The 17,935-nt window shown below is 63.1% G+C and carries 17 protein-coding genes; all 17 read left to right on the top strand.

Going from position 1 to position 17,935, the window contains the following annotated elements:
• The first annotated feature begins 14 nt into the window (after positions 1-14).
• Genes O5M90_RS23665 through wecB form a run of 17 tightly spaced genes read left to right on the top strand, consistent with a single transcriptional unit; the run spans position 15 to position 17,903 of the window.
• Positions 15-1,070, top strand: coding sequence for a nucleotidyltransferase family protein (locus O5M90_RS23665; protein ID WP_269837858.1), 1,056 nt, complete (start codon positions 15-17; stop codon positions 1,068-1,070).
• On the top strand, positions 1,063-1,797 hold the full coding sequence (locus O5M90_RS23660) for an acylneuraminate cytidylyltransferase family protein (RefSeq protein ID WP_269837859.1): 735 nt from the start codon (positions 1,063-1,065) through the stop codon (positions 1,795-1,797). The genes O5M90_RS23665 and O5M90_RS23660 overlap by 8 nt, the downstream gene beginning before the upstream one ends.
• Before the next feature lie 43 nt (positions 1,798-1,840).
• Positions 1,841-2,947: a GDP-mannose 4,6-dehydratase gene (gmd, locus tag O5M90_RS23655; RefSeq protein WP_269837860.1), complete on the top strand. Its 1,107-nt coding sequence runs from the start codon at positions 1,841-1,843 to the stop codon at positions 2,945-2,947.
• Positions 2,948-2,985: 38 nt separating this feature from the next.
• Complete coding sequence (locus O5M90_RS23650) at positions 2,986-4,278, top strand: hypothetical protein (RefSeq protein ID WP_269837861.1); 1,293 nt, start codon at positions 2,986-2,988, stop codon at positions 4,276-4,278.
• On the top strand, positions 4,275-5,459 hold the full coding sequence (locus O5M90_RS23645) for a polysialyltransferase family glycosyltransferase (RefSeq protein WP_269837862.1): 1,185 nt from the start codon (positions 4,275-4,277) through the stop codon (positions 5,457-5,459). Before O5M90_RS23650 ends, O5M90_RS23645 begins: the two co-directional genes overlap by 4 nt.
• Positions 5,460-5,492: 33 nt before the next feature.
• On the top strand, positions 5,493-6,473 hold the full coding sequence (locus O5M90_RS23640; protein WP_269837863.1) for an NAD-dependent epimerase/dehydratase family protein: 981 nt from the start codon (positions 5,493-5,495) through the stop codon (positions 6,471-6,473).
• Positions 6,470-7,720: a glycosyltransferase family 4 protein gene (locus O5M90_RS23635; RefSeq protein ID WP_269837864.1), complete on the top strand. Its 1,251-nt coding sequence runs from the start codon at positions 6,470-6,472 to the stop codon at positions 7,718-7,720. The genes O5M90_RS23640 and O5M90_RS23635 overlap by 4 nt, the downstream gene beginning before the upstream one ends.
• An 11-nt stretch (positions 7,721-7,731) precedes the next feature.
• Positions 7,732-8,568 carry a glycosyltransferase gene (locus O5M90_RS23630; protein ID WP_269837865.1) on the top strand — a complete coding sequence of 279 codons (837 nt, stop codon included), beginning with the start codon at positions 7,732-7,734 and terminating at the stop codon, positions 8,566-8,568.
• 25 nt (positions 8,569-8,593) lie between these two features.
• Complete coding sequence (locus O5M90_RS23625; protein WP_269837866.1) at positions 8,594-9,880, top strand: O-antigen ligase family protein; 1,287 nt, start codon at positions 8,594-8,596, stop codon at positions 9,878-9,880.
• A 12-nt stretch (positions 9,881-9,892) separates the two neighbouring features.
• A complete protein-coding gene (locus O5M90_RS23620) occupies positions 9,893-11,041 on the top strand; it encodes a glycosyltransferase family 4 protein (RefSeq protein ID WP_269837867.1) in 1,149 nt (382 codons plus the stop codon).
• 21 nt (positions 11,042-11,062) lie between these two features.
• Complete coding sequence (locus tag O5M90_RS23615; protein WP_269837868.1) at positions 11,063-12,202, top strand: N-acetyl sugar amidotransferase; 1,140 nt, start codon at positions 11,063-11,065, stop codon at positions 12,200-12,202.
• Positions 12,199-12,810 (top strand): imidazole glycerol phosphate synthase subunit HisH, encoded by a 612-nt coding sequence (gene hisH / locus O5M90_RS23610; RefSeq protein WP_269837869.1) that lies wholly within the window; start codon positions 12,199-12,201, stop codon positions 12,808-12,810. Before O5M90_RS23615 ends, hisH begins: the two co-directional genes overlap by 4 nt.
• 1 nt (position 12,811) lies before the next feature.
• Positions 12,812-13,618: an AglZ/HisF2 family acetamidino modification protein gene (locus O5M90_RS23605; RefSeq protein WP_269837870.1), complete on the top strand. Its 807-nt coding sequence runs from the start codon at positions 12,812-12,814 to the stop codon at positions 13,616-13,618.
• Positions 13,615-14,883 (top strand): glycosyltransferase family 4 protein, encoded by a 1,269-nt coding sequence (locus O5M90_RS23600; RefSeq protein ID WP_269837871.1) that lies wholly within the window; start codon positions 13,615-13,617, stop codon positions 14,881-14,883. Before O5M90_RS23605 ends, O5M90_RS23600 begins: the two co-directional genes overlap by 4 nt.
• The gene (locus O5M90_RS23595; RefSeq protein WP_269837872.1) at positions 14,880-15,746 is read left to right on the top strand and encodes a dTDP-4-dehydrorhamnose reductase family protein; all 867 of its coding nucleotides are present in this window, start codon (positions 14,880-14,882) and stop codon (positions 15,744-15,746) included. Before O5M90_RS23600 ends, O5M90_RS23595 begins: the two co-directional genes overlap by 4 nt.
• 26 nt (positions 15,747-15,772) lie before the next feature.
• Positions 15,773-16,783 carry a polysaccharide biosynthesis protein gene (locus O5M90_RS23590; protein WP_269837873.1) on the top strand — a complete coding sequence of 337 codons (1,011 nt, stop codon included), beginning with the start codon at positions 15,773-15,775 and terminating at the stop codon, positions 16,781-16,783.
• Positions 16,784-16,787: 4 nt separating this feature from the next.
• Positions 16,788-17,903 (top strand): non-hydrolyzing UDP-N-acetylglucosamine 2-epimerase, encoded by a 1,116-nt coding sequence (gene wecB, locus O5M90_RS23585; protein WP_269838359.1) that lies wholly within the window; start codon positions 16,788-16,790, stop codon positions 17,901-17,903.
• Positions 17,904-17,935: the final 32 nt, after the last annotated feature.

The raw sequence follows: 17,935 nt of genomic DNA, 5'->3' as shown, positions 1-17,935 counted from the left end.
ATTCTGTCTTCGTCATGAGCACCTGGCAATCCGTTCTCATCGCCCCCGATGTCCCTCTGCAGGAAGCCATCGCCGCACTCGACCGTGGCGGGTTACAGATCGCCGTCGTTGTCGACGAACAGCGCCGTATCCTCGGCACCGTCACCGACGGCGACGTGCGACGCGCGCTGATCCGTCAGGTCGGCTTGGACGCGCCGATCGCCGAGGTGATGGCGCGCCAGCCGCGCACCGCCCCGGCCGGCTCGAGCAAGGAACGCGTCCTGCAGTTGATGGAACGCCATCAGATCTCGCAGATCCCGCTGGTCGATGCCGAGGGTCGCGTCGTCGGCATCGAGACCCTGCACGGCCTGCTGCACGGCAAGCGCCGCGACAACGCGGTGTTCCTGATGGCCGGCGGCTTCGGCACCCGACTGCAGCCGCTCACCGACAATTGCCCCAAGCCACTGCTCAACGTGGGCGACAAGCCCATCCTTGAGATCATCATCGAGAACTTCGTGCGCGCCGGGTTCCACCGTTTCTTCATCTCGACGCATTACCTGCCCGAGATGATCCGCGACCACATCGGCGACGGCAGTCGTTGGGACATCGAGGTCCAGTATGTGCATGAGGACGAGCCGCTGGGCACCGGCGGCGCGCTGGGCCTGCTGCCGCGCGAAGCGATCCGCGAGCCGATGTTCATGATGAACGGCGACCTGCTGACCAACCTCGACTTCAACAAGCTGCTCGACTTCCACGACAGCCATGACGGCATTGCCACGATGTGCGTGCGCGAGCACGAGCACCGCGTGCCCTACGGCGTGATTGAGGGCGACGGTCAGCGCATCATTTCGATGGTCGAGAAGCCGGCCTACCGCTACTTCATCAACGCCGGCATTTACGTGCTGTCGCCGTCGGTGCTGGACAGCGTCGCGCGCGGCCAGCGAATCGACATGCCAACGCTATTGCAGAAGCAAATGGAACAAGGCCAGCCGGTCAACATGTTCCCGGTCCACGAGTACTGGCTGGACATCGGCCGCATGGAAGACTTCCAGCGCGCCCAGTACGACGTCGCGGGGCTGTTCCATGGCTGAGCTCACCGCAGGTCTGCCGCGCCTGCTCGCCCTCGTGCCTGCCCGCGGCGGTAGCAAACGGCTGCCGCGAAAGAACGTGCTGCTCCTTGGCGGCCGTCCGCTAATCCAATGGACGATCGCCGCAGCGCGAGAAAGCAGCGTCTGCGTCGACGTGCTGGTCAGCACCGATGACGAGGAGATCGCGCAGACGGCCCGCACGGCCGGCGCGATGGTGCCCTGGCTGCGCCCGGCCGAACTGGCGACCGACACCGCCGGCAGCGCCGGCGTCATCGCTCACGCGCTGGCCTGGTACGAACAAGCGCACGGCGCGGTTGACGCGGTGCTGCTGCTGCAGCCGACCAGCCCCTTCCGCAGTGCCGCGTCGATCCGCGGCGCGGTGCGTACCTACGCCGACCAGGCCACCCCAACGCGCCATCCGGTCGTCAGCGTGAGCCCCGCCGCGTCGCACCCGGCCTGGACCTTCGCCTGGCAAGACGGCGAGTTGCGCCCCAGCCTTGGCTGGGAGCCGCTGGCGCTGCGCTCGCAAGACCTCACACCAGCCTACGCGCTCAACGGCGCGCTCTACGTGATCCCCGCCGAGGACGCACGCGCCGCCCGCCCGATCATGCGGCCCGGCGTCCTTCCTTTCCTGATGGCCGACGCTCGCGAGAGCCTGGACATCGATACCCCCGACGACTGGGCGCTGGCTTCGCACTGGGCCGACGCGCCCGGCACCGGCGCCCACTGAACCCGCCCGTCCCATTTCCACGCATCACATCGAACGCGCAGCCATGAATCAAAAAGTCGCTCTCATCACCGGCATCACCGGCCAGGACGGTGCCTACCTGGCGGAATTCCTGCTCGACAAGGGCTACATCGTCCACGGCATCCGTCGCCGCGCATCGCTGTTCAACACCGACCGCATCGACCACTTGTACCAGGATCCGCACGAGCCCAACACCCGGCTGTTCCTCCACTACGGCGACATGACCGACGCCTCCAGCCTGGTCCGCATCATCCAGCAGGTGCAGCCCGACGAGATCTACAACCTGGCCGCACAATCGCATGTGCATGTCAGCTTCGAAGAACCGGAATACACGGCCAACTCCGATGCCATCGGCCCGCTGCGCATCCTCGAAGCCATTCGACTGCTGGGCTTGCAGAAGAAGACCCGCTTCTATCAGGCCAGCACGTCCGAGATGTATGGCCTGGTGCAAGAGATCCCGCAGAAGGAGACTACGCCCTTCTACCCACGCAGTCCGTACGGTGTGGCCAAGCTCTATGCCTACTGGATCACGGTGAACTACCGCGAGTCCTATGGCATGTTCGCGTGCAACGGCATCCTGTTCAACCACGAGTCACCCATCCGCGGCGAGACCTTCGTGACGCGCAAGATCACGCGCGCCTTGGCCCGCATCAAGCTGGGCCTGCAGAATTGCCTTTACCTGGGCAATATGGATTCACTGCGTGACTGGGGCCACGCCAAGGATTACGTCGAGGCGCAGTGGCTGATGCTGCAGCAGGACAAGCCCGAGGATTACGTCATTGCCACCGGTGTGCAGTACAGCGTGCGTGACTTCGTGAATGCGGCCGCCAAGGAGTTGGAAATGACGCTGCGCTGGGAAGGCAGCGGCATCGACGAGAAGGCTTACATCGCCGACGCGGCAGCCCCTGGCGGCGAGCGCGTCGTGGTGGCGGTGGACCCGCGCTATTTCCGTCCGGCCGAGGTCGAGACGCTGCTGGGCGACCCGAGCAAGGCAAAGAAGCAGCTGAACTGGGCGCCGAAGATCAGTTTCGAGGAGCTGGTGCGCGAGATGACCCGCGAAGACCTGATCAGCGCGCAACGCGACGAACTGGTCAAGGGTCATGGCTACAAGGCGCTGAACGCGCACGAGTGAGCCTGGTCCAACGACAACGCCTGAAACGGACCACGGACATGCCTGACAAGGAGACAGCGCGCCTGCAGATGCGCTCGGTCATCGCGTTCTTCAGCGGCAACCTGGGCGCGACCGTGCTCACGCTGCTGGCCACGCTGATGGTCACGCGCTGGACGCCGCCGCACCAGCTCGGCCTGTGGAACCTGATGACGGTGTTAATCAGCTACGCGTCGGTGCTACAGCTAGGCGTGTTCAATGCGATGAACCGACAGATCCCTTTCTTCCGCGGCAGCGGCGACGCCACGAAGGCGGAGCTCGCGGGACAGGTCGGGTTGGCATGGTGCCTGGGACTCACTGGCCTCACGATAGCGCTCGGCATCGTCGGCATCGGCTACTTCGCCATCGCAGGGACGAGGGACCAGTTGCTCACGTCCATGGCCTTTGTGGTTGTCTTGGCGGGTTCTTGGTCGCTGCAGTTCCTGACCGTGGGATACAGCACGGCCGGCGCCTTCGGCCCACTGGCGCGAAGGACCACGCTGATCGCCATCGCCGGACTGCCCCTAGCCCTGCTCGCCCAGGTGCTGGGTTACGCGGGCCTGCTCCTGCGTGTCGCGCTGGTCGCGGTGATCAGCAGTTCGGCGCTGTACTACCAGCGCCCGCTGAAGGTCCGGCCAAAATGGGACAGCGCGATGTTCCGGCAGCTCGTACGCGTGGGGCTGCCGATCTGGCTGCTCGGGCAGTTGGGGGCGCTCTTCATGACGCTGGACCGGCTGGTGCTGGCCGATTCGCCGCAAATGCTGGGCTACTACGCCATCGCCGCACAGTTCGCGGCGCTGGCAGTGATGGTGCCCACCGCTTTCAACTCGGTGCTCTATCCGCAGATGTCCAGAAACTACGGCGAGCACCGCTCGGCGATGGCGCTGTGGCGGCAAGCCTTGCGCGCGAGCATGGGCATGTTCGCGGCTGGCATGGTATTCGCCGGGATCTGCTGGTTGACCATCCCGGTCTTCGTAAACACGCTTTTGCCGGCCTATACGCCAGCCATCGAAGCCGCCCGCTGGACCTCACTGGCCGCAGCAGCGATGACCTTCTCGGCCTTCGGCAACGTGCTGAACGTGCTGGGCCGGCAGGACGTCTATCTGGCGAGCAGCGCCGTGGGCGGTGCGATGTTCTTCGCGGTCTGGAAGAGCCTCACGGCAATGGCCGAGGTTTCTCCGCTCGTCGCCGCGGCGCAGTCGATGTTGCTGGCCACTTTCGTCACGTCCGTGTGCGCCATGCTCTTGAGCCGTGTGCTGTGCGCCAGGCTCGACCGCATGCCCCCCGCCCCTTTGACCCCTGTCGGATCTGCATGAAGAAGCGACTGCTAACCGTCCAAGGCCCGCTGCAGTATCTGGCAGGTCTCATCGCATATACCCACGGCATTCCGGCGGGCGAAAGCTGGGACGATTCCGAGAACGTCCTGCTGCTCTATGACTTCCTCGCCGCGCCGGAGATCGAGGACGATATTGCCGCGGCCGTGCGGCAATTGAGCGCCGGCAAGGCTTGGTCCCGTGTCGTGTACATCACGCAGGCAGAGATGGAAGCGTTTGCGCGTCGGCGTCACGGCCGCAACGTGCGAGATCTGCAACTGCGGCTGGGCAGCGACCGCTTCAACGAGATCTATCTGGCGCGAGACCAGATCGGACTGGGCAGTCCGCTCCTGATGGACACGTACAGCGGCGCAATCAAACGGGCGTACGGGGACTCGCTCGGTCTGGTCGGCCAGAGCGCCGAAAGCAACGTGTTCCGTTCGTCGACACGCCCGCGATGGGTCGAGCGAAGCCGAGCCATCGCCAAGCGGCTGCTACTCGGCGTGCCGCGGAAAGTCGGCTTCGACGAGGCCGTGCTGACGCTGCCGATGGACCTCTCCGGACGATTTTTCGATCACACGGCCCTGGTGGTGCCACCGCGCGAGCACGTGGTGGCCTGCGTGGAAGCACTCTCCTCCAGCCTGTTGCCCCTGGACGCCTACTGCGCTCAACTTTGCGCCCAAGGCACGCCGCTCGGCGACCGCCTGTACTTGCTTAGCAATCTGGCGGCATCAGGCCTTTCGACGCCGGAGCAGGAAATCGACTTCTATGTCGAGGTAATCGAATCGAGTTCACCCTCTGGCTCGACGACATACATCAAGCCGCATCCGCGCAGCACCTACCAGTCCTTGAAGGCCATTGAGCATCGCCTCCGCGGGCGGCACCGAATGATCGTCATCGACGACGAGCGCTTTGCCCGCATGCCCATCGAGCTGTGGTTCCGCCTGATCCGGCATTGCGAGGTGGTCCCCATGTTCTCGACGAGCGCTATCAACCTCAAATACCTGTACGGCAAGGCGGTTGATATGCCGCTCAACGAGCACCGGCTGGCGCGTTACATCAAATCCGAGCGGATCGACTACATGCGCGACAGCGACCGGTTAATCCGGAAGTGCATCGACAACCTCGACCACTGGGACCGAAGTTCCGCCCTGTGGTCTGGCCCCGCGTCCGCCTCGACCTAGTCATTGTCCGGACATGCGTCCTTGCGTCTATCCATGCTGAACGACATTCATTCCCCCGCGCCCGCGCGCAGCGTCCTGATCACGGGAGGCCTCGGCTTTCTCGGGCGCGCGGTCGCCCAATGTTTCAGGGCCGGCGGCTATCGAGTCTTGGGGATCGGCCATAGTGCGGAGGATGTCGCCGATGGGGCAGCCTCCGGATATGACCGTTGGATATCCACGAGCCTGACGACCGAATCGTTGACCCTTCTGGGCGAACGACCCGATGTCGTCGTCCACTGCGCCAGCAACGGCTCGGTACCTTACTCGCTGGTGCATCCGCTGGACGCCTACGAACGCACCGTCAATAGCACCGCCGTGCTGCTTGAACATCTGCGCCGGCACGCGCCGTCGGCGGTGGTGCTCTATCCGTCCAGCGCGGCCGTATACGGCGCTGCACCGGATCGCCCGTTGTGCGAGACCGACACACCGAACCCGGTCTCGCCCTACGGCTTCCACAAACAGATGGTCGAAACGCTGCTCGCGGCGCACGCCACCTGCTTCGGCCAGCCAGCGGTCGCGGTGCGCTTCTTCTCCATCTATGGCCCCGGCCTGCGCAGGCAACTGCTCTGGGATGCGTCAGAACGGCTGCTGTCAGGGCCTTCGCCACAGACCTTCTTCGGGACTGGTGACGAGACGCGAGATTGGATCCATGTCGATGACGCCGCGGCGCTGATACTCCACCTCGCAGAGCGCGCAGCGGCCGCACCGCGTGGCGCCGCAGCGCGCCTGGAGATCGTCAATGGCGCCACCGGCGACCGCGTCACAGTTCGCGACGTGCTCGGCCGGCTGGCACGCGCGCTCGGCAGTCCGGCAGAGATCCGCTTCAATGGCAGCATTCGCGCTGGAGACCCCCGCTTCTACCTCGCCGCCATCGATCAGATGCGAGCGACCGGCTGGCAACCGTCCATTGCGCTCGACGAAGGCCTGGCCACCTACGCCGCATGGGTGCGCAAGGCCCGAGATACTGCCCCATGACCTCCTCGACGCACGCGATGCCTGTTGCTGTTACCTCCACGCCCAAGATCCACGTCGGTTTCTGGTTCGACTTCGGCCTCGCCTATGCGGGCGGACTGAACTACTTCAGGAACCTGCTTCATGCCCTGCATGCCGTGCAGCCCGAGCACGTTCGCGTCACATTGTTCATCGGCAAGGATCTCCCTCCCAAGCTGGAAGCGGAGTTCCGCGCCATCGCGGAGGTGGTCAAGCTCGACATCTTGACGCGCGGCACCTGGCCCTGGTTTTTCCATCGAATAGCCTATCGAGGCCTTCGCTCCCAGTTCTTTGTGGAGCGCGTGCTGCGCCAGCACGGCGTAGATGTGGTCTCACATCCATCCATGGTGGGTCGACTCAGCCCTCGCTTCCGCCTGATTTCGTGGATCCCGGACTTCCAGTACCTGCACCTGCCGCACCTTTTCCCCGGCCTTGATGTCGATCGCCGCAGCGCCGAACTGCGCGAACTGCATCGTCACAGCGACGCCGTCGTCGTCAGCAGTGAGGACGCCCACAAGGACTTTGCCCAAGTGATGGGCGAGGCAAAGCCCCCGCGAACCCATGTGCTGCCCTTCGTCTCGCAGCTCCATCTGGGGCCGACCAGCCCGCAAGCCACCCGGGAATTGCTGGATAAGCACGGGCTGCCGGAGCGGTTCTTCTTGCTGCCCAACCAGTTCTGGGCGCACAAGAACCACCGCACGGCCTTCGAGGCCGTCGCGCAGCTCAAGCGTGAAGGCCTGGACGTGACCCTGGCCTGCACGGGCTGGATCAAGGACCCCAACGGCAACACACTGGCCGCCGAAGCGCTGCGACTGCTCGACGAACAGGATCTGCACGGCCACGTGCGCCTGCTAGGCAGCATCGACTACGCAGACGTACAGGGACTGATGCGCGCCAGCGTGGCAGTGCTCAACCCCTCCTTCTTTGAGGGCTGGAGCAGCAGCGTCGAGGAATCCAAGTCGATGGGCAAGGCCCTCATCGCATCAGACATCGCGGTGCATCGCGAGCAAGCGCATCCACAGGCCAAGTACTTCGATCCGAAAGACCCGACAGCACTGGCCGCGTTGCTGCGCCAGGCCTGGGCCGAGCGCCCGGGAGGCATCGACGAGGCCGCCGAGGCAGCCGCTAGAATCGCGCTTCATCGCCGAACCCTCGAATTCGGCCAACGCTACATGCAGATTCTTGAGACGGTGGCGGCCGAGTCGCGCCCCCACCGCTCCATCTCCCGTTGACGCCTTCATCCATGTCCCCCGCCCTTGGCTTTGTCGTTCTGAACTACGTCAATCATGACGAGACGGTGCGCTGCGTCGACAGCATCCTGGCGCTGCCCGGTGATGCGCCCGTCGTCGTTGTTGACAACGCCTCTCCCAACGGCGCCTTCGATGTGCTGCTGCGGCACTTTGCAGGGCACCTCCGTGTGAGCGTGCTGCAATCGGGTCGCAACGGCGGGTACTCCGCCGGCAACAACGTGGGCATCCGCGCTTTGCGCGAGCGGGGCATCCTCAACGTCGTCATCGCCACCAGCGACACGCGGGTCGAATCGCCAGACCTGATAGAGCGATGCCTAGCCGCGCGCGACGCGGGCATCGCCGTCGTCGGTCCATATGTGCGCGGCGATGAGCCTGGCTCGGATAATCCGATTCTGCTACGGCTGACACTGCAGTACATCGCTGCGATCCATCTGGGCAAACTGTGGACGCTGATGAAGAGTGTGGCTCTGCTCACGCTGTTCAAGCCGCGCCCGACCCGCAGCACTGCCGACGCGACCACTGCGGCCGGGTTGACCGATGTCTATATGGTCCACGGCTGCTTCCTGTTCCTGTCCGAGCACTACCTGCGCGCTTTCGGCGAACTCGACGAAGACCTGTTCATGTATGGCGAAGAGGATCTTATCGCTTTCAACTGCGCCCGTCGCGGCCTGCGCGTGGTTTACGACCCGCGCCTGGTGATCTATCACGGCGACGCCAAGAGCACGAGCCCGGGCGAGTTCCGCCTGCGCGCGGTCGCGGCGTCGATGGCCACGTTGCGGCGCAAGATGCCCGTCGGACCGCTCATCAATGCCTACCTCCGCTCTCACTGAGCTGCCCAGCCCGCCAGCAGGGCCGATGCTGCGGCTGAAACAACTGCTGCTCATGGCCGCCTGCGGTTCGCTCGGCTTGTACCCGCTGCTGGAGCAGTTCATCGCGCCGGTGCTGGTGGTGTCATTCGTGCTGGCGGCCTTGGTGGCCGGTGCCGGCCTGGTGCAACGCCGGCTGCGCATGCCGCCCACCTTCATGCTCGGCATCTGGGCGGCGCTGCTCATTGTCTACGTCGGCTGGACCGGCATCGCGATCGTGCACGGCAACGTGAGCCAGTACATCGTCACCGACTCCGCCGGCTTCCTGCTCTATATCGGCGTGCTGCCGGTGCTCTACCTGCTGATACAGCAGAACGACCTGCAGCGCTCGTTCTTCCGGCTGATCGACCAGCTGTCGATCGCGATCGCGGTGCTCAGCATCGCGATTGCGGTGGGCTTCTTCGTGCTCTTCGGCGCGGTCGAGACGGACTCGCTGCTGCTGGTGAACGCCTTCCTAAAGGGTCTAGGCCTGTCGTGGAAGGTCGACAGCAACTCCGGCGTGCTGGGCCTGTACACCAACATCGCCCACCTTATGATGCTTGGCCTAGCGCTGTCGCTGTACCGTTTCTCGCAGACGCAGCGCCGGCGCGAACTGCTGCTGTCGCTGCTGTACGTGGTGGCGCTGGTGCTCGACGGCCGCCGCGCGCTGGTGATTGCCACCGCGTTGCAGCTGATCTTCGTCGCGCCCCGGCTACTGATGACCCTCCCGCCGAGGCCGCGCCTGCGGCTGGTGTTGGGCTCGCTGTTGGTTCTGATCTTGACCGTGAGCGCAAACCTGGACTGGATCCAACAGCGCTTCGAGTTCTCCGACAACGACATCTCGTCCGCAGAACGCTACGCGCAGATCCCGGCGCTGCTGGACAAGATTGCCGAGAACCCGGTGTTCGGAGGCGGGTTCGGCACGGTCGCCGCCTACATCCGCAGCGATGAACGCCCGTTCAGCTACGAGGTCGATTTCCTGGCCACGCTGATGAAGCTAGGCCTGGTTGGTGGAGCGCTGTATTTCGGCACCTACTTGTTCGGCGTGCTGCAGGCGCGCCGCATCCGAGACCCGCTGGGCTTGTTCCTGATGTCGGCGGGTTTCTCGTTCTTCTTCTACATGGGCACGAACGGCAACCAGGCAATGTCCACCGACAGCGCGGTGTTCCACATCTACCTGTTCTTGCTGATCGCCTTCGCTTGCGAACTGCGGCGCGCGCCGTCCTTCCCTCCTCCGCTCACGTCCGATCCCGCCGTGCCCGCCGCCCCGCAGCAGCAACCGCTCGCGCCGACCTGAGCGCCCGACTTCATGAAAACCGTCCTGATCTTTGTCCCCAACTACTTCCCCGGATACATGTCGGGCGGCATCGCACGCACCGTGCTCAACACTGTCGAATGGCTGGGTGACGAGTTCTCGTTCCTCATCGTCACCCGCGATCGGGACCTTGGCTCGGACGTCCCCTATGCAGATGTCCCGCGCGGCGAATGGGTCCCGATGGGTCGGTCGCGCGTGCGTTACCTCGCGCCTGAAGAACTCGGCCTATCTGCGCTCGCGGAACTGGTCAACGGCACGCCGCACGACATCCTGCACCTGAACAGCTTCTTCGATCCGGTCTTCACCATCAAGCTACTGCTGCTGATGCGTCTGGATCGCATACGTCCGCAACGCGTCGTGATCTCGCCGCGCGGCGAGTTCGTCGAAGGCCCGCTGCGCATCAAGTATCCGAAGAAAAAGCTCTACATCGAACTCTCGCGCTGGGCCGGCTTCTACGGCGGCGGCATGCAGTGGCATGCCTCCAGTCCGCACGAGGCGCAGGGCATCGTTCAAGCGATGAGAGTGCCTGCGGACCGCGTCCGCTCGGCCATCGACCTGCCGATCCGCGATGCCGCCGCGCTCGCGCCGGAAGCGCCGTCGCAGGCACGACTGCGCGTCGTGTTCCTGTCGCGGCTGACGCGCGAGAAGAACCTCGACGGTGCGCTGCGCATCCTGCAGCGCGTTCGCCGTCCGATGGACTTCGACATCATCGGCCCGCAGGAGGACCCGCTGTACTGGGCCGAGTGCGCGACCCTGCAGAAGCAACTGCCCCCGCATGTCCAGGCCCGATACCTGGGCCCCGTGGCGCCGGAGGAAGTCTTCCAGCGCCTGGCCGGCTACGACGTGTTTCTGTTCCCGTCCCACGGCGAGAATTACGGGCACGTCATCGCGGAATCGATCGCCGTCGGCACCCGCGTGCTGATCAGCCAGAACACGCCGTGGCGCGGCCTCGCGGCCGACGGTGTCGGCTGGGATCTTGACCTTGCGGACACCGGTGCATTCGCGACTGTGCTGGACGAACTCGCGGACCAACCACCCGAAGCCCGTGCAGCAGTGCGGCCGGCGGTCCGGCAGGCCGCAGCAGCACGCCTGTCCGACCCCGTCGCGCTCGAACACAACCGCCACCTCTACTCGACCATCTGATTCATCCAGGGACTGCCCGCCGTGTCACAACAGAACTATCGTATTTGCGCCAACTGCATCATGGACACCAGCGACGCTGGCATCACCTTCGATGCCCGTGGCTGGTGCGACTACTGCAACAACTACCACGACAACATCCTGCCCAACTGGCACACGGACGAACGCGGCCAAGCCGAGATCGAGCAGATGGTCGCCAAGGTTAAGAAGGATGGCGAAGGCCGCGAGTACGACTGCCTGCTGGGCATCAGTGGCGGCGTAGACAGCTCCTACCTCGCCTACCTTGCCAAGGAAAAATTCGGGCTGAGGCCGCTGATCTTCCATGTCGATGCGGGGTGGAACTCACAGCAGGCGGTGCACAACATCGAGCGCATCGTTGAAGGCCTTGGCCTGCACCTGCATACCGAGGTGATTAACTGGCAGGAGATGAAGGACCTGCAACTGGCTTATTTCAAGGCGCAGGTGCCTCATCTCGACACGCCGCAGGATCACGCGTTCTTCGCGTCCCTCTACAACTTCGCCGCCAAGTACAAGATCAAGTACATCTTGAACGGCGGCAACTACTCGACGGAATGTGTCCGCGAACCGCTGGAGTGGGCCTATCACGCGTCCGACCTGCGCCAACTCAAGGACATCCATTCCAAGTTCGGCACCCGTCCGCTGAAGACCTTCCCTCTGTCAGACATCTTCACCTACAAGCTCTACTACCGCTACGTGAAGGGTGTGGAAGTGCTGCGACCATTGAACTCCGTGCCGTACATCAAGGAGGATGCGATGCAGTTGCTCATCGACAAGTTCGGCTGGCAGAAATACGCTCACAAGCACTATGAATCGCGTTTCACCCGCTTCTACGAAGGCTATTGGCAGCCTACCAAGTTCGGCTACGACAAGCGCCGCGCGCACTTCTCGAGCCTGATCCTGACCAAGCAAATGACACGCGACGAGGCGCTGGAGAAGATCGCCAAACCCGCCTACGATCCGGCTACCGTCGACCAGGACTTCGAGTACATCGCCACCAAGCTCGACATTTCCGTCGAGGAGTTGCGCGCGCTGCACAACGGACCGAACAAGAGCTGGCGCGACTACAAGTCGCGCCAGCCGCTCATTGATCTCGGCACTCGCGTCATGCGGGCCCTTGGTGTCCAGCGGGCCATCATCCGATGATCAAGATCATTGACTACGGGCTGGGAAACATCCTGGCCTTTCAGAACATGTACAAGCGGCTGAATGTGCCGGTGGGCCTCGCAAGGACGGCTGCTGATCTTGAAGACGCGACCAAGCTGATACTGCCCGGTGTCGGCGCGTTCGACCATGCGATGGAAGAGCTTGACCGCTCTGGCATGCGCGCCCGTCTGGACGAAATGGTGCTCGGCGAGAAGCGTCCGGTGCTGGGCATCTGCGTAGGCATGCAAATGCTTGCTGATCGCAGCGATGAAGGCCATCGTAGCGGCCTAGGGTGGATCCCCGGAGAGGTCAAGGGCTTCAAAAGCCTGGGGCAACCCGACCTTTTGCTTCCGCACATGGGTTGGAACGATGTCCAACCCAAGGCGGACCACCCCCTGTTCGACGAACTGCGCATCGACGCACGCTTCTACTTCCTGCATTCGTTCTATTTCGAATGCGCGAACGCCGATCACACGGCTGCGGTCTCGAGCTACGGCAAGGAATTCAGCTGCGCCGTCAGCGCCGGACACATCCACGGGGTGCAGTTCCACCCCGAGAAGAGTCACCACTTCGGCGCTCAGTTGCTGAAGAATTTCGCGGAGCTCTGACATGTTGCGACCCCGGATCATTCCCTGCCTGCTGGTCCATGACGATGGCCTGGTCAAGACTGTCAAGTTCAAGGATCCCAAGTACGTTGGCGACCCCATCAACGCCGTCAAGATCTTCAATGAGAAGGAAGCGGATGAGCTGATCGTCCTCGATATCGATGCCACCGTGCAAGGCCGCGAACCCAATTTCCGGCTGATCGCTCAGTTCGCTGCCGAGTGCCGCATGCCGCTGTGCTACGGCGGCGGTGTGCAGACCGTTGAGCAGGCCAAGCGCATCATCGGGCTGGGCGTCGAGAAGGTCGCGATCAGTGCGGCCGCTGTTGCGGACCCTACTCTGATCTCGCGCATTGCCGAAGAAGTAGGCAGCCAGAGCGTGGTCGTGGTACTGGACGTCAAGACCAGCTTGTTCGGTAAGCAGGAAGTCTGGACCCACAATGGCCGCAAGAACAGTGGCAAGTCCCCGATTGAGTTGGCTCAGCAGGCGGAGAAACTCGGCGCTGGAGAGATCGTCATCAACTCCATCGACCGCGATGGTCAGATGAAGGGCTACGACCTGTCGCTGGCCGCCAAGCTACGCGAGGCCACACGGTTGCCGATGTCGGTGCTAGGCGGTGCTGGATCGCTCCAGGACATCGGAGAACTGATCAAGACGTGTGGCGTGGTAGGGGCCTCCGCGGGCAGCTTCTTCGTCTTCAAGGGCCAGTACCGCGCGGTGTTGATCAGCTACCCCAACCCGGAGCAGAAGGACTCTCTGCTGCGTGACTCGTTACCACGCAAGACGGCAGGCACCACGGTCCGACTGGCATGAATGTTCTGATCCTGAGCCAGCACTATTGGCCGGAGACCTTTCGCATCAACGAGGTGGCCGAATCCCTCCAGCGGGCAGGTTGCCAGGTCCGCGTGCTGACTGGCCAGCCCAACTATCCGGAAGGAACCATCTTCCCCGGATATCGCGCCGGCGCCATGACAACCGAGCGACATCCGATGGGCTACACAATCCACCGTGTGCCGTTGTGCCCGCGCGGGCGCGGAGGCGCAAAGCGCCTGGTGGCCAACTACCTTTCCTTCCTTTTTTCGGCCTCGGTGCTCGGTCCATGGTCATTGCGTGGGCAGCGCATCGACGTCATCTTCGTCTATGGCACGTCCCCCATCTTGCAGGCTATCGCCGGCATCATCTTGAAATGGATCAAGGGCGCGCCGCTGGTCACCTGGGTGCAAGACCTGTGGCCACAGAGTCTGGAAGTGACGGGCTTCGTCCGAAATCCACGCCTGCTTGGGGTTGTGGCGACTGTTGTTCGGTGGATCTATCGTCGCAACGATCTGCTGCTTGCCCAATCGCAGGCGTTTGTGCCGGCAATCCAGACGATGGCCGGCCGCACCCCGGTGGAATACCACCCCAACCCAGGCGAGCTCGCTTTCATTCAGCCCGCCACGGATACGGCGCCCGCACTGGTATTGCCGGACGGATTCAATGTGGTCTTCGCCGGAAATTTCGGTACGGTGCAGGCGCTGGATACGGTCATTGACGCCGCCGAACGGCTCCGTGCCCATGCGGACATTCGCTTTGTCCTCGTGGGCAGCGGCAGCCGTGGCCCATGGCTGGCTGAGGAGATTGAACGCCGCGGTATAGAAAACGTAGTGCTTGCTGGGCGCTTCCCTCCGCAGGCCATGCCAGGCATCCTGTCACAGGCCGATGCGGTGTTGGTCAGCCTGACTCGCGGCGAGATCCTCGGGCAGGTGGTGCCAAGCAAGATCCAGGCGTATCTCGCCGCCGGCCGTCCCATCGTCGCATCGCTCGACGGCGAGGGGGCGCGTGTCGTCCTGGAGGCGGGTGCCGGCGTTACTGCGCCGGCAGAGGACGCGCAGGCCTTGGCGGAAGGCATACTGCGCCTGCATGCTGCGGGGCCAGAAGCCAGGCAAGCCATGGGAGATTCGGGCCGCCGCTACTACGAACAACACTTCGATCCTGAACGGCTGGCCGAGCGGCTGGTCCGTCGCTTCCGTGACCTGGCGGTCCTCCGTCGCAAAAGCGGCACCGGGACAGGCGACGCAGAAGAGACCTACAAACCATGAACGACAACACTTCCGTCCTCGTAATCGGTGCGTCCGGCATGCTGGGCAATGCGGTTCTGCGCGTATTCGCCGAGAGCCCGGGCTACACCGTGTGGGGCTCGGCGCGATCCGCCGCACTGCTCAAGCACCTGCCGGCCGCGCTGCACGACCGTATCGTCACGGGCATTGACGTCGACAACCCCGACAGCTTGGCGCGTCTATTTGCAGTCACAAGTCCCAAAGTCGTGGTCAATTGCGTCGGCCTCATCAAACAGCTCGCTGAAGCGGATGATCCGCTCGCAGCCATCCCCATCAACGCGCTGTTGCCGCACCGCCTGGCTCGGCTGTGCGAGGTCGCCGGCGCTCGGCTCGTGCACATGAGCACCGATTGCGTTTTCGCTGGCACCCGAGGGAGCTACCTCGAAACCGACGCGCCCGACGCCACTGACCTTTATGGTCGCAGCAAGCTGATGGGCGAAGTGGACTACCCTAACGCCGTCACGCTGCGCACCTCCATCATCGGCCACGAACTCGCCAGCGCCCATGGACTGGTGGGCTGGTTTTTGTCACAGACCGGCGGAGTGAAGGGCTTCACCCGCGCCGTCTTCTCTGGTCTGCCGACGGTCGAGCTCGCGCGCGTCATCCGCGACCATGTGCTGCCTCATCCCGAACTGCACGGCCTCTACCATGTCTCCGCAGCACCGATCGACAAGCATACGCTGCTGACACTGGTCGCAGCGGCCTATGGCCGCAGCAACCCCATCACCCCGGATGATCGTCTGGTGATAGACCGCTCACTTGACTCCTCCCGCTTCCGTTCCGCCACGGGCTACCAGCCGCCCGAATGGCCCGAACTCGTCCAACGCATGCGTGCGTTTGGTTGATGCAATTCTCCGACCCTGCCAAGACCATGTTCAAAGACAAGACCCTCCTGATCACCGGCGGAACGGGCAGCTTCGGCAACGCCGTGCTGCAGCGTTTCCTCGATTCCGATTTCGCGGAGATCCGCATCTTCAGTCGCGACGAAAAGAAGCAGGAAGATATGCGCATCGCGCTGAAGAATGACAAGGTCAAGTTCTATATCGGCGATGTGCGGGACTACGACTCGATCCACGACGCACTGCGTGGGGTCGACTACGTGTTCCATGCGGCCGCCCTGAAGCAAGTGCCTTCTTGCGAGTTCTATCCGATGGAAGCGGTGCGCACCAACATCATCGGTGCGGAGAACGTAATTCGCGCCGCCATCGCCAATGAAGTCAGCCGCTGTGTCGTGCTCAGCACCGACAAGGCGGTTTATCCTATCAATGCGATGGGAATGTCCAAGGCAATGATGGAAAAGGTCATGATTGCGAAGTCTCGCCTGTGCGATCCGGGCAAGACCGTCCTCAGCGCCACGCGGTACGGCAACGTGATGGCTTCGCGCGGCTCTGTGATCCCCCTGTTCCTTGAGCAGTTGCGCAGTGGCAAGCCGCTGACGGTGACCGACCCCAATATGACGCGCTTCCTGATGTCGCTCGAGGAGTCGGTTGACCTGGTGCTCTATGCCTTCCAGAACGCACGCCCCGGCGACATCTTCGTGCAAAAGGCACCCGCGTCCACGGTGGGTGACCTGGCCCAGGCACTCCGCGAGCTACTCAAGTCCGATACGGAGATCAAGGTCATCGGCACCCGCCATGGTGAGAAGCTCTACGAATCACTCGTCTCGCGAGAGGAAATGGCCCGCTCTGAGGACCTGGGCGGCTACTACCGCATTCCTGCGGACTCTCGCGATCTCAACTACGACAAGTACTTCGTCGAGGGCGAAACAGAAATCTCCAAGATCGAGGACTACACCTCACACAACACGCGCAGGCTGGATGTGGCACAGGTCAAGGAAGTGCTGATGCAGCTGGACATCGTGCGGGAGGTGGTCCGTGCTTAAGGTGATGACCGTTGTCGGCACACGGCCGGAGATCATCCGGCTGTCCCGCACGATCGACAAGCTCGACCGTTTCTGCGAGCACTTGCTGGTGCACACGGGCCAGAACTACGACTATGAGCTCAACGAAGTTTTCTTCAGCGACCTCGGGATCCGCAAGCCCGACTTCTTTCTTGAAGCGGCCGGCACGTCCGCTGCGGAGACGATCGCCCAGGTCATCATGAACGTTGACAAGGTCATCGAACAAACCCGTCCGGATGCCTTGCTTATCCTCGGCGATACCAACAGCTGCCTGGCTGCGATCGCCGCCAAACGCCGGAAAGTGCCGATCTTCCACATGGAAGCCGGTAATCGCTGCTTTGACTTCCGCGTCCCTGAAGAAATCAATCGCCGGATCGTCGACCATACGTCCGACATCAACCTAACCTACAGCCAGATCGCACGGGACTATCTGCTGCGTGAGAACCTGCCGCCGGATCAGGTCATCTGCACGGGCAGTCCCATGCGCGAAGTGATCGAGCATTACCATGATGGCATTGAGGCGTCCGACATCCTGCAACGCCAGGGGCTGAGCGCCGGCAAGTACTTCGTTGTCAGCTCGCATCGCGAGGAAAACGTCGACTCCGTCGAGAACCTGACTCGATTGCTGACAGTGCTCAATATGCTGGCCGAACGCTACGGCGAACCCGTCATTGTCTCGACCCATCCACGCACTCGAAAACGTCTTGAACAGATGGGGGAGGCCGCAGTGGTCCATCCCTTGGTGAATTTCATGAAGCCTTTCGGCTTCCTGGACTACATCCATCTGCAGAGTCGCGCACGTGTCGTCCTGTCAGATAGCGGAACGATCACTGAAGAGTCCTCGATTTTGAACTTCCCGGCATTGAACCTGCGTGAGGTTCATGAACGTCCGGAAGGTGTGGAGGAGGCGGCGGTGATGATGGTAGGCCTAGATGTGGAACGTGTAATTGACGGCCTTCGCGTGCTTGACAGCCAGCCACGCGGTAATGAACGGTTGTTGAGGCTGGTCAATGACTACTCCCCGGCCAATGTCTCGGACAAGGTGCTGCGGATCATCATCAGCTACACCGACTTCGTGAACCGCAAGGTCTGGAGGAAGTGAACCGAGAGAGCAGCGCACGTCGCATGGCGCAC

The organism is Paucibacter sp. M5-1 (genome assembly GCF_027498415.2).
GTDB lineage: Bacteria > Pseudomonadota > Gammaproteobacteria > Burkholderiales > Burkholderiaceae_C > Roseateles_E.
The sequence above is the reverse complement of the archived record's forward strand: the minus strand, read 5'-3'. Positions and strand labels throughout refer to the sequence as shown.

What these genes read in the sequence shown, in the direction of transcription:
- O5M90_RS23665 (WP_269837858.1), top strand. Translation starts at nt 15, where the DNA reads ATGAGCACCTGGCAATCCGTTCTCATCGCCCCCGATGTCCCTCTGCAG.
- O5M90_RS23590 (WP_269837873.1), top strand. Translation starts at nt 15,773, where the DNA reads ATGTTCAAAGACAAGACCCTCCTGATCACCGGCGGAACGGGCAGCTTC.
- O5M90_RS23640 (WP_269837863.1), top strand. Translation starts at nt 5,493, where the DNA reads ATGCTGAACGACATTCATTCCCCCGCGCCCGCGCGCAGCGTCCTGATC.
- O5M90_RS23660 (WP_269837859.1), top strand. Translation starts at nt 1,063, where the DNA reads ATGGCTGAGCTCACCGCAGGTCTGCCGCGCCTGCTCGCCCTCGTGCCT.
- O5M90_RS23625 (WP_269837866.1), top strand. Translation starts at nt 8,594, where the DNA reads ATGCTGCGGCTGAAACAACTGCTGCTCATGGCCGCCTGCGGTTCGCTC.
- wecB (WP_269838359.1), top strand. Translation starts at nt 16,788, where the DNA reads ATGACCGTTGTCGGCACACGGCCGGAGATCATCCGGCTGTCCCGCACG.
- O5M90_RS23605 (WP_269837870.1), top strand. Translation starts at nt 12,812, where the DNA reads ATGTTGCGACCCCGGATCATTCCCTGCCTGCTGGTCCATGACGATGGC.
- hisH (WP_269837869.1), top strand. Translation starts at nt 12,199, where the DNA reads ATGATCAAGATCATTGACTACGGGCTGGGAAACATCCTGGCCTTTCAG.
- gmd (WP_269837860.1), top strand. Translation starts at nt 1,841, where the DNA reads ATGAATCAAAAAGTCGCTCTCATCACCGGCATCACCGGCCAGGACGGT.
- O5M90_RS23630 (WP_269837865.1), top strand. Translation starts at nt 7,732, where the DNA reads ATGTCCCCCGCCCTTGGCTTTGTCGTTCTGAACTACGTCAATCATGAC.
- O5M90_RS23645 (WP_269837862.1), top strand. Translation starts at nt 4,275, where the DNA reads ATGAAGAAGCGACTGCTAACCGTCCAAGGCCCGCTGCAGTATCTGGCA.
- O5M90_RS23650 (WP_269837861.1), top strand. Translation starts at nt 2,986, where the DNA reads ATGCCTGACAAGGAGACAGCGCGCCTGCAGATGCGCTCGGTCATCGCG.
- O5M90_RS23635 (WP_269837864.1), top strand. Translation starts at nt 6,470, where the DNA reads ATGACCTCCTCGACGCACGCGATGCCTGTTGCTGTTACCTCCACGCCC.
- O5M90_RS23600 (WP_269837871.1), top strand. Translation starts at nt 13,615, where the DNA reads ATGAATGTTCTGATCCTGAGCCAGCACTATTGGCCGGAGACCTTTCGC.
- O5M90_RS23620 (WP_269837867.1), top strand. Translation starts at nt 9,893, where the DNA reads ATGAAAACCGTCCTGATCTTTGTCCCCAACTACTTCCCCGGATACATG.
- O5M90_RS23595 (WP_269837872.1), top strand. Translation starts at nt 14,880, where the DNA reads ATGAACGACAACACTTCCGTCCTCGTAATCGGTGCGTCCGGCATGCTG.